Origin of the sequence: Acetobacter cerevisiae (assembly GCF_001580535.1) — a bacterium.
GTDB lineage: Bacteria > Pseudomonadota > Alphaproteobacteria > Acetobacterales > Acetobacteraceae > Acetobacter > Acetobacter cerevisiae.
This window is the reverse complement of sequence record NZ_LHZA01000093.1, coordinates 1-10,417: the sequence shown is the minus strand read 5'-3', so window position 1 is coordinate 10,417 and position 10,417 is coordinate 1. Positions and strand designations below refer to the sequence as shown.

Sequence of the window (10,417 nt, the reverse complement as noted above, 5' to 3'; positions counted from 1 at the left end):
TTCTGTGAGATTTCCGCGTCGAGGTCGGTGGTCATTCTGGCAGTTCCGTATTTTCACCTACAACGCCTAAGCACAGCACGACGCAGGTGACTGTCGTGACAGGCGCTGAACTTTTGAAAACTGGCCAGACAAACGTTCTGTCTGCTCTGGCACAGGCCAATCCGGCTATTACGACGGCGGCTCTTCCGGGCGGTGGTGCAAGCTCCTTTGTGCAGACCATGCAGCTGCGTGGTCAGTCCCCGGATGACACGCTGATTCTGGTTAACGGCCATCGTCGCCATATTGGTGCAAATTTCAATTCAAACTCTGGCACGAACTGGGGCAGTGAACCGGCCGACATTTCCCTTATTCCGGTTTCCGCCATTGATCATATTGAAGTTGTGACGGAAGGTGCCTCTGCTTTGTATGGGCAGGATGCCATTGCGGGTGCCGTCAATATTGTGCTCAAGCATGATACGCATGGTGGCAGCATCAATTTTAAAAACAGTGGTTATTACGCAGGGGATGGTCAGGCTCTGGATGGCTCTGCCAATTACGGCATGGCTCTGGGTCGGAATGGCGGCTACCTCGACCTTGCTGCTCAGGTCTCCCATCAGCTTCCCACAACGCGTGGTGGGGATTTTTACGGGACCTTGTTTGATGATTCCCGAAACCAGACAGCCAACCGTAATGTTCAGCGCGGCTTAGGAATTCCCAAATCCACGCTGGAAACCATTAGCGAAAACATGTCTGTGCCGATGGCGCGCGGCTTTAATTTCTATAGCACGTCCACATTCTCTCATCGTCGTGCGAACGTGCCGGAAACCTACCGTGCGAACACCAGCTCGGATGAGTGGATCAATCCTGATCTGTATCCTGATGGTAACCAGCCTTACATCGCCATGGATCAGCTTGATTTTGAGACCGATAACGGCATCAAGGCACGCAAGTTTGGTTTTGCATGGGATGCTTACGTGACCTATGCGCGTGATAAACAGAATTACAGCACCACGAACTCTGAAAACGTTTCTATTCCCGGCAGCACGCAAACATCCTTCTATGATGGTGCGTCTATTGCCACGCAGCTGACGGCTGGTTTGCGTGGCTCCCGTTCCTTCCGCCCGGACTGGGCACCCAAGCCGATCAATCTGCGGTTTGGCGGTGAATATCGGCATGATACGTTCCAGATGGTTGAAGGTGAGGCGTCGTCCTGGAGCGGTATGGGGGCGACTGACCATCCGGGTAACGTCCCAATGGCAGCAACTTACCAAAACCGTGACGTGTATGAAGGCAACGTTAATCTCGACTTCTATGTCACCAAGAAGTGGGAATGGACACTGGGTGGTCGCGTAGGCAGCTATAATAATATTGCCACTGTTGAAACCGGCTCTGTTGGTACGCGCTATAATTTCAACAAACGCTGGGCTATTCGGGCCAATATCAATACGGGTTATCGTCCGCCTACGCTGGGCGCGCTGTCCTATTTCTATTCAGCACCGTATCCCGGTTATACGGTTGATCAGATTCCCGCCAGCAGCGCCATTGCTAAATATCTTGGCGCAGGCAACATGAAGGGTGAATACTCCCGCAGCTATTCAATCGGTTTTGATGCAACCCCGGTTGATGATTTCCACGTAACGGGGAACCTGTATTATATTGCCATTAACGGCAGAATGGGCAGCACCAAAACCTATTCGGTTAACCAGAATGACTCTGAACTTCTGGATCTGCTGAAAAATGCAAACCTGGAAAGTGCAACTTCACTTTCCTATTATGCCAACCTGTATAACACGCAGACATTTGGTGGGGACTTTAGCGCCGACTATACGCTGCACACGGCAAAGCTTGGTCAGTTCCGTTTTGCGATGGGGATCAATTTCTCGGATAACGAAATCCGGTCTGCAAAATCTGATCTGGTGAACGAATACACCAAAATGATGGTTCTGCATTCGGCTCCTAAAAACCGTGAACAGATCAGCATGAACTGGACGCGTGGGAAGTGGTCTGCATCCGTGCAGGAACTGCGTTATGGGTCCATTGTCTATATGGCAGCACCCACCGGGGCCGGGGCTGTGCCGTTCCAGCAGAATCCGGGGTTCATCACCAATCTGGAAGTTGATTATAAAATTCTTCCGCGTTGGACTGTTGGCGTGGGTGCCAATAACGTTGGGAACAAGCACCCGACGCGTGTGCCGCACTCCATTGCCAACACGCAGCAGGGTTTGGCTAAATATGCGTCTTACTCTCCTTACGGGTTTAGTGGTGGCATGTATTACGTCAAAACGTCTCTGGATTTTTAACGTCGGCTAAGTGTCCCGTGATGGTACACACAGTAGATTTAAGGGTATGAGCGCGCTGCCGCAGATCAGTTCACCGGAGTAGGGTGACAGATCTGCGGCAGCTTTTTTTGTGAGAAAATCCAGGCGGAAAGGTTGTCCTGATGTCTTATCAAAACAGTGTCGATCCGAAGAGTGACAAAGTGCAGCGGACTGAACGGGATAGTCTGGGAGCCTATGTCCTGCCGCGTCATGCGCGGTGGGGGGTGCATACGGCACGTGCCATAGATAATTTTCCGGTCACGGGAACGCCGATAGGAAAATTTCCGGATCTCATTAAAGCACTTGTTCTGGTGAAGCAGGCAGCGGCTTCAGCTAATCATCAGCTCGGCTATCTGTCCCCGGAAAAGGCTGCGATGATTGAGAAGGCCTGTCAGGAAATCACTCAGAACCTTCCGGAATATTTGCCAGATTTTAAGGTTGATGTGCTGCAGGGCGGGGCCGGAACCTCGACCAACATGAACGCCAATGAAGTGGTGGCCAATGTCGGGCTTCTGGCATCTGGATTTGAGGCAGGGCAGTACGATAGCCTGCATCCGAATGACGATGTGAACATGTCTCAGTCCACTAATGACGTGTATCCGACTGCCGTTAAAATTTCCGTCTGTTTTGCTTTGCGGTCTTTTCTGCCCTCTCTGAAACGACTGGTGAATGCGTTTGAGGAAAAAGCCGAAGAATTCAAATCTGTCCTGAAAATAGGGCGCACCCAGTTGCAGGATGCCGTCCCGATGACACTGGGGCAGGAGTTTCAAGCCTATGCTGGCACATTGCGGAAAGAGATTGCCGCGGTGGAAGCTGTGGTGCCGCAGCTTTCTGAAATCAATCTGGGTGGGACGGCTATTGGCACAGGGATTAACTGTGACCCACGATATGGCGCACTGGTGACGGCCCATCTGTCTGATTTGTGTGGTTTCCCGCTGAAACAGGCTGAGAACCTGATTGAAGCGACGTCGGATGTCGGGGCATTTGTGACCTGCTCAAGTGTTCTCAAGCGGCTGGCTATCAAGATTTCCAAGATTGCGAATGATCTGCGCCTGCTGTCCAGCGGCCCGCGCGCCGGGTTGGAGGAAATTGTTCTGCCTGCTGCGCAGGCCGGCTCTTCCATCATGCCGGGTAAGATTAATCCGGTTATTCCGGAAATGGTCAATCAGGTGGCTTTTATGGTCATCGGGCATGACGCAACCGTCTCATTCTGTGCGGAAGGCGGACAGCTCCAGTTGAATGCGTTTGAACCCGCCATGGGTTACTGCATTCTGGACTCCATCCAGATGATGAAGAACGCCTTCGAGGTTCTGGCGGAAAAATGCGTGCGCGGTATTCACGCCAACAAGGAACGTTGTCTGGAGCAGGTGCAGAACAGCATTGGCATTATTACCGCCTTTGTGCCGGTGCTGGGGTATGAACTGTGCGCGTCCATCGCCAAGCAGGCGCTGGTGGAAAACCGGTTGGTTGCCGATGTGCTGAGGGAGCGTGTGCCGATGTCTCCCGAACTGCTGGCGGATCTTCTGAAGCCGGAAGTCATGACCGCTCCGGTGCGTAAACAGAAAGGCACGCAGGCCGGTTGATTTTAAAATGATGCCCAGGGAGAAAGCGTCCAGAGGCCGTCAGGCTGATAACCGGTTGCCTGTCATCTCGAGAAAAGGCTTTTCGTTTATTCCCCCCATGGGTATAAAATAGCATTACGTTTGCATTCTCGCGTCTGAGGACAGGAGCCCTGAATGGTCAGGACACAGGCCCGGATATGGATTGGTCTGCTGGCCTGCCTGCTGATGCAGGTGGGGCTGCTGGCGGGTATTTCACCCGCACAGGCCCAGCGAGAAGCGCAGGCGCATCATGCCATGATGCATCACATGGCAACGTCCTGCTCCGAGGCAGACGCAATGGATGGGCGGTGCATGATGACGCATCCTGATTCCCATACCGTGCCGCATGGTGACAAATGCTGCCATGTGCATGTTGCTGCGACAGACATTCCGGCGCCGGCGGACGCGTTGTATCCGGTTTTGCGTCCTGTTGGGAAAGCGCAGTCTTTCAGCATGTCTGCACAAACAGGGTTTGCCGGGGCAGACTGGCTGCCGCCCCTGCGTCCCCCCAGAATTCTGAATAGCTAGGCGCTGACAGGCGTCCTCCGTCCCGTTTCCTGCCGGGAAGCGGGGTGTTGCGTGTGACTGTTTGGATTTTTCAGAATGTTTTCTTCGTCCCGTTTGCGGGGCGGCCTGACACGTCGTCGGTTTGTGACGGGGATGGGAGCTGGCGGCCTGCTGGCAGCCCTTCCACACCCGGCGCGCTCTGCGAGTGCCGTATTGCCTGCCGGACTCATCCCGGCAGAGCCTTCGGCGACGTGGGATCTACGAGTTGGCCGCACCCATATTGAAATTGACCACAAGGCTCTGAACGCCCCCTGTATCGGCGGCACGGTGCCCGGCCCTGTGCTGCGCTGGCGGCAGGGGGATACTGTGGCGGTGAACGTCACCAACACGCTCAGGCATGAGGATACGTCCATTCACTGGCACGGTATTCGTCTGCCATCGGATATGGATGGAGTGCCGGGCCTGAGTTTTACCGGCATCAAACCCGGTGAGACATTTACTTATCGCTTCCGGCTGCATCAAAGCGGCACATATTGGTACCATAGCCATTCCGGCATGCAGGAAGCGCAGGGGCTTTACGGGGCGGTGGTGATTGACCCCATCCACCCGGACCCCAATGCGTGGGACAGGGACTATGTGATCCTGCTGTCGGAATGGACGGATGTGTCCCCCATGGACATGATTAACAACCTCAAGATGCAGGATGATTATTACGTTTTCCGCCAGAGGACGGCTGCTTCTTTCCCCAGGGAAGCGCGCGAGGCAGGGAGTGCTGCGGCTGCCCTGAAGGACCGGCTGGCCTGGTCCCGCATGCGGATGGCGGCCACGGATATCTCGGATGTGACCGGGATTATCTATACCTATCTGCTGAACGGTCATGCCCCGGATATGAACTGGAGCGGCCTGTTCCGCCCCGGTGAGCGGGTGCGTCTACGGTTTATCAACGGGTCCTCCATGACCTTTTTTGATATCCGTATTCCCGGTCTGGAAATGCTGGTGGTGCAGGCGGACGGAAACGATGTGGAGCCCGTGTCCGTCGATGAATTCCGTATTGGTGTGGCGGAAACCTACGATGTGATTGTGCAGCCAAAGGATGACCGCGCTTACACTGTTTTTGCGCAGAGTGAGGACAGAACAGGCTTTGCTCGCGGCACACTGGCCCCGCGTGCGGGTATGGCAGGCCCGGTGCCACCCATGGACCCGCGGCCTGTCCGCACCATGATCGACATGGGGATGGGGGACATGAAGCCCGGCGAGAGCATGCAGGATATGGAGATGCCGGGCAGAAGTATGGCCGGTATGGACATGCACGGTATGGATATGAGTCATATGCACCACACCATGCCGCCCATTGAGGTGGATGACCCCGGTCCTCCGCCCATCAATGTGGAGAACCAGAACGTGGCGATGATGCCGGTTGACCGGCTGGGCAGCCCCGGTGACGGACTGGAGCACAATGGTCGGCGGGTGCTGAACTACAAACAGTTGCGGGCTACCCGACCGGGAGCAGACCCGCGCCCTCCGTCCCGAGAAATCATCCTGCATCTGACGGGCAATATGGAGCGGTATATCTGGGGTTTTAACGGACGGAAATTTTCAGAATCCGGACCGATCCACCTGAAAAAAGGGGAGCGGGTCCGCTTTACGCTGATTAACGACACCATGATGGAACATCCCATTCATCTGCATGGATTATGGAGTGAACTGGAAAACGGACAAGGCGACTTTCGGCCTTATAAACACACGCTTATTTCTCAACCGGGCTCTCGGATGAGCTATCTGGTCACGGCGGATGTGCCTGGGATGTGGGCCTATCATTGCCACCTGATGCTCCATATGGATCTGGGCATGTTCCGCACGGTGATTGTGGAATGAAGTATCGTGTTTTGATGGGGGCGTGTCTGGTCGCACAGGCGCTGGCCCAGCCCACAGCTCAGGCGGCGGACAACGCGTCTTCTGCTCCTGCGTCCAGTGTTACTGCCACGCGCTACCACGCGGCAGATGCCCCTTCTGCCACCCCAGTGATATATCTGGGCCATATCAATCCGGTCATGGGTCAGGAGAGCTATTTTCATGGCATCATGAATGAGCTTGAAGGGCGGTATGCACCCGGAGGGACGGATTTTCGCTGGGATGGTGAGGCCTGGTACGGGTCTGATTACAACAAGGTCTGGCTGAAAACCGAAGGCACACTGGAGCGAGGTCGTCTGCATGATGGGGACCACGAACTGCTCTATAGCCGCTCCATCTCACCCTACTTCAACCTTCAGGGTGGCGTGCGCACGGATCTTGATGACGGTCCGACACGCACCTGGGGGGCGTTCGGCGTGCAGGGGCTGGCGCTGTATCAGTTTGAAGTGCAGGCGACGGCTTATGTCAGTGATCGCGGGCGTTTTGCTGCCCGGCTGGAAGGCTCATACGATTTCCTGCTGACCAACCGCCTGATTCTTCAGCCGCAGGCCGAGTTCAATCTCTACACCAAATCCGACGCCGGGCGGCAGGTAGGGGCAGGCCTGTCGGATGTCGATGCCGGGTTGCGCCTGCGCTACGAGCTGTGGCGGAAGTTCGCGCCCTACGTGGCCGTCACCTATTCCGGATATTTCACGCAGGCGCGTCGGATTGTGCATGACCAGGGCGGCGAGACCGGAACTGTGCGTTTTACAATGGGGATTCGGAGCTGGTTCTGAATTTTTCTTATTCTAAAAAAGGATATACTCAATGCAATCTTCTTTTATTGCTCTTGCGGCTCTTCTTTTTACCGGTGTTGCACAGGCTGAGCCAATGCAGATGGCACCGGGGCAGAGCATGGGGGATATGAAGAGGGAAGTCCCCAAACAGACGGCTCCGCACGGCATGGAAAGCATGAGTATGGAACAGCAGATGGCTGTGTGCAGCAGGATTGAAACACTGCAAAAGCAGGGCAAGGCGCTGACTGCGGCCATGAAGGAGCAGAAAGCCTTCTGCGATAAAATGAATGGCAATATGAGCGCGCCTGCGCAGACCGCGCCGGATGCCACGCTGGAACGCTAAACCGGCAGAATGGGGAAGGGGCTTACCGGATCATTCTGCGTACAACGCGCAGCAGTTCCTCAATGGCTTCTTCCCCGCCATCTTCCTGCACAGCCTTGCGTACGCAGCCATTGGCATGGGTTGAGAGAATTTCGGTCGCAACACCATCCAGCGCGGACTTCACGGCAGAAATCTGCATGAGGATGTCCACACAATAGCGGTCCTGCTCCACCATGTTCAGCACACCGCCAACCTGACCTTCAATACGGCGCAGCCGGTTGGTCAGAGCTTTTTTGTGGGGTTGCTGGACGCGTTTCTCGGACGTCCCCTCGCTCTCACATGTGTTACATTTTGCCGGGGCGGTTGTGGCCCGGGGTTGCGTTGCCATGGTGTCCCCTTTCTCTCTATGGTGCCTTTCCTAGCAGGTCATCTCTTATCCCGCTATCCGTAGGCAAATATGAGACGCCAGTCCGTAAGAGAGTGATTTAGACTGTTTTACGGATGGAAAATGTAATAGTGCGGCCCAGTGGATCCATAAAGGCAGGCTGGTAGCCCGCAGGTGTCGTGCCCTTTCCATTATGAACATGGATACGTTCATTAAAAACATTGTCCACAGATAAAAACAGACGGAAGTTTTTTGCCCATTTCCGGTCTTCCCAATGTGGCAGTTCACCCAGATCTGCAAACACGGTGGCATCAAGTGTTCCCAGCGCACTAAAATACAGACTATCGCCGGGGGAAGATGCCAGAGTCGATGTGCCAGCCTGCCATTTTCCGACGAGGCGAACACCGATGCCTTTATCATAGATCCCGCCCTGAAGTTCCATTTCATGCCGGGGCTGCCCACCCAGACCACTGATGGTGCCACCCCGGAGCAGATTAATAGCGGGCAGGCCAGATCGCAGCGTGACGGTATCCTGCAACCGCCAGACCTGTGTGGCGACCAGATAAATCCGGCCATGCGCTTTTTTCGATTTGCCATGCCTGTCCGTCCCGCTGTCTTGTAACGGCTGGGAGAAGGAGAGGGTGGCGTTCCACTCGCTCCGGCTTTCACTGTCTGCATTAACTGGGCGGATATCAACACTTTCCAGAACGCCGTCTGTATTGCGCTGAAAGCGGTCAGGAAAGGCGTTTTCGATTGCGGCTGTTGCTGTGGGCAGGGAGAGAATGGTGTTGTGGGTTGTGTCATGCACGTAGTTCACATGCAGCCGTGCGCCGGTGATGTAGGGCAGGGTGATTAACGTTCCCAGACTGATTTCATGCCGACTGGTGGCTTTCAGGTTTGGGTTGCCGCCCGACAGGCTGGTGATCTGCACGGATTGCCCGGTGACATAATCGTAGGTTGTGACATTGGGGGTCTGGATGGTGGGGGCGACAAGCTGGGACGCAGTGGGTGCTTCCTGACTGTTGGTGATGGAGAGTGGAAACTGCACCCATGAGATGGGTGCCCATGTCACGCCTCCGCCAATGGTGCCCAGTGTGCCAAATTGTGACACCTGATTGACTGCCGCGTTTACATTGCCATCCAGCTTTCCCAGAAAGGGCAGAACATGCTTGTTTCTGTTGGCAATGGGGATATCCGCATTGAACTGGAATGTGCCCACCTCCCGCCGGATATGGCTGTAAGACCGTTCGGATTTGATGGAGGAAACGGCATTCTGGTTCGTCAGAGCGCCGGTGAGCGAGACACTGGTTGCCACATCGCCCGCGGGGAGGGAGAAGACATTCCCTGACATCAGTCCGCTGACCTGCCCGTTATTGCTGGTGGTGTGGCCGGTGTTCAGGGTGCGTTGAGACAGCGCATTGGCCGGAAAAACAGAAAACGGATTGAGAGCCGTGCTGCCGTCTGTCAGATTCGTCTGGACAGTTTGCAGGTTCAGGCCGGTCTGGCTGCTGGTTGTTATTTCTGAGCGGTCATAGCTGCCTGTGCTGTTCCACTTCCAGCTTCCCACATCACCATCAAACTTCAGACCGGCATGGGCTGTTTCGGTATGCACTTTTTGGCGGAGAGGAGATGTTTCTGTAAAATTTCTGTACAGCAAAGTGTCTTCTGAAAAAGGAGAAAACGGGTTGCTGGCCGGAAGGGTCAGAATGCCGCGTGCCGGGCCTTGCAGGCTGTGCTGATCCTGGCGGGTGTAGGTCAGGTTGAGGGAAGACGTGACTGTTTTGAAAATCTGCCCGGCAATCACACCATTCAGCGTCAGTTTTTGCACACTGGGCTGAAGAGTGTAGGCCGATGCGTCTCCGTTACTGTGTGGCAGGTTCGCGTAATGCAGAAAATCCTGAAGTGTCGGCACCTGCGTGCTGGCCAGTGAGGGTGCTCCCGCGACGGTAACGGGCGTACCTGCCAGAGCATCCAGTGTGGGGTCCAGATTGCCGCCGTCTGCTGCGGTGACATTCCCTGCATTGGCATATAACCCGCTGGCCCGCGCTGGCACCACGCCGCGCTGGCTGTCTTTCAGTTCGGCCTGATTGGAATAGCGCGCACTCAGATTGATCCGTCGTTCCCCATCCAGTTTTGTATAGCTGAGGGATGGCGCGCCGGTTTCTCCTCCCCCATCTGTGGATGTGGTGCCACTCAAACGCGTGCGGACGGCACGGAAATGCTCAACGGTAATAATATTCACCACGCGCTGTGTGGCGGAATAGCCGTATTTCAGAGCTTCCTCTTCGGTAAAGATTTCCACATGATCTATGGATTCAAAGGGCAGATCCTGAAGTTCCTGCATGCCGGAAACACGTTTGCCATTTAGCAGGGTGACAGGCCCGTTTCCTCCTGCTCCGCGCCCGGAGCGTGTTTCCGGAGAGATAACTGTCAGCAGATCAGAGGCGGAATCCACCCCATAGGCCCGGATTTCATCAGCCTTAATCTGCATGATCGGTTTCAGACGCCCCAGTGCTTCGCCACGAGCTTTGTGGCCAACGACATCAATATTTTCAGTCTTTTGGGTGGACGTTGTCTGGGGATTTTCGGATGTGGTGCTGGTGCTGGTGCTGGTGCTG

The 10,417-nt window shown here is 55.2% G+C and carries 7 protein-coding genes and 1 pseudogene; 6 read left to right on the top strand and 2 right to left on the bottom strand.

Annotated elements, in window-relative coordinates; genetic code table 11:
- Positions 1–17 precede the first annotated feature (17 nt).
- The 6 genes and pseudogenes from AD928_RS01745 to AD928_RS01720 form a co-directional block, all read left to right on the top strand.
- Positions 18–2,279 (top strand): annotated as a pseudogene (locus AD928_RS01745) (TonB-dependent receptor plug domain-containing protein); the annotation flags it as partial.
- A gap of 140 nt (positions 2,280–2,419) precedes the next feature.
- Entirely contained in the window at positions 2,420–3,880 is a 1,461-nt protein-coding gene (locus AD928_RS01740) for an aspartate ammonia-lyase (RefSeq protein WP_062247743.1), read from the top strand.
- 153 nt (positions 3,881–4,033) lie between these two features.
- Positions 4,034–4,426 carry a DUF2946 family protein gene (locus AD928_RS01735; RefSeq protein ID WP_062247741.1) on the top strand — a complete coding sequence of 131 codons (393 nt, stop codon included), beginning with the start codon at positions 4,034–4,036 and terminating at the stop codon, positions 4,424–4,426.
- 75 nt (positions 4,427–4,501) lie between these two features.
- Positions 4,502–6,280, top strand: coding sequence for a copper resistance system multicopper oxidase (locus AD928_RS01730; RefSeq protein WP_062247739.1), 1,779 nt, complete (start codon positions 4,502–4,504; stop codon positions 6,278–6,280).
- Complete coding sequence (locus AD928_RS01725; RefSeq protein WP_082779684.1) at positions 6,277–7,092, top strand: copper resistance protein B; 816 nt, start codon at positions 6,277–6,279, stop codon at positions 7,090–7,092. Before AD928_RS01730 ends, AD928_RS01725 begins: the two co-directional genes overlap by 4 nt.
- Positions 7,093–7,123: 31 nt before the next feature.
- On the top strand, positions 7,124–7,435 hold the full coding sequence (locus tag AD928_RS01720; RefSeq protein ID WP_062247735.1) for a hypothetical protein: 312 nt from the start codon (positions 7,124–7,126) through the stop codon (positions 7,433–7,435).
- 22 nt (positions 7,436–7,457) lie between these two features.
- Here the strand turns inward: AD928_RS01720 and AD928_RS01715 are convergent, their stop codons facing one another.
- Together AD928_RS01715 and AD928_RS01710 are read right to left on the bottom strand one after the other, a co-directional pair.
- A complete protein-coding gene (locus tag AD928_RS01715) occupies positions 7,458–7,802 on the bottom strand; it encodes a metal-sensitive transcriptional regulator (protein ID WP_062142657.1) in 345 nt (114 codons plus the stop codon).
- 97 nt (positions 7,803–7,899) lie between these two features.
- Positions 7,900–10,417 (bottom strand): TonB-dependent receptor plug domain-containing protein (locus tag AD928_RS01710; protein WP_062247733.1); only part of this gene is annotated, 2,518 nt, incomplete at its 5' end.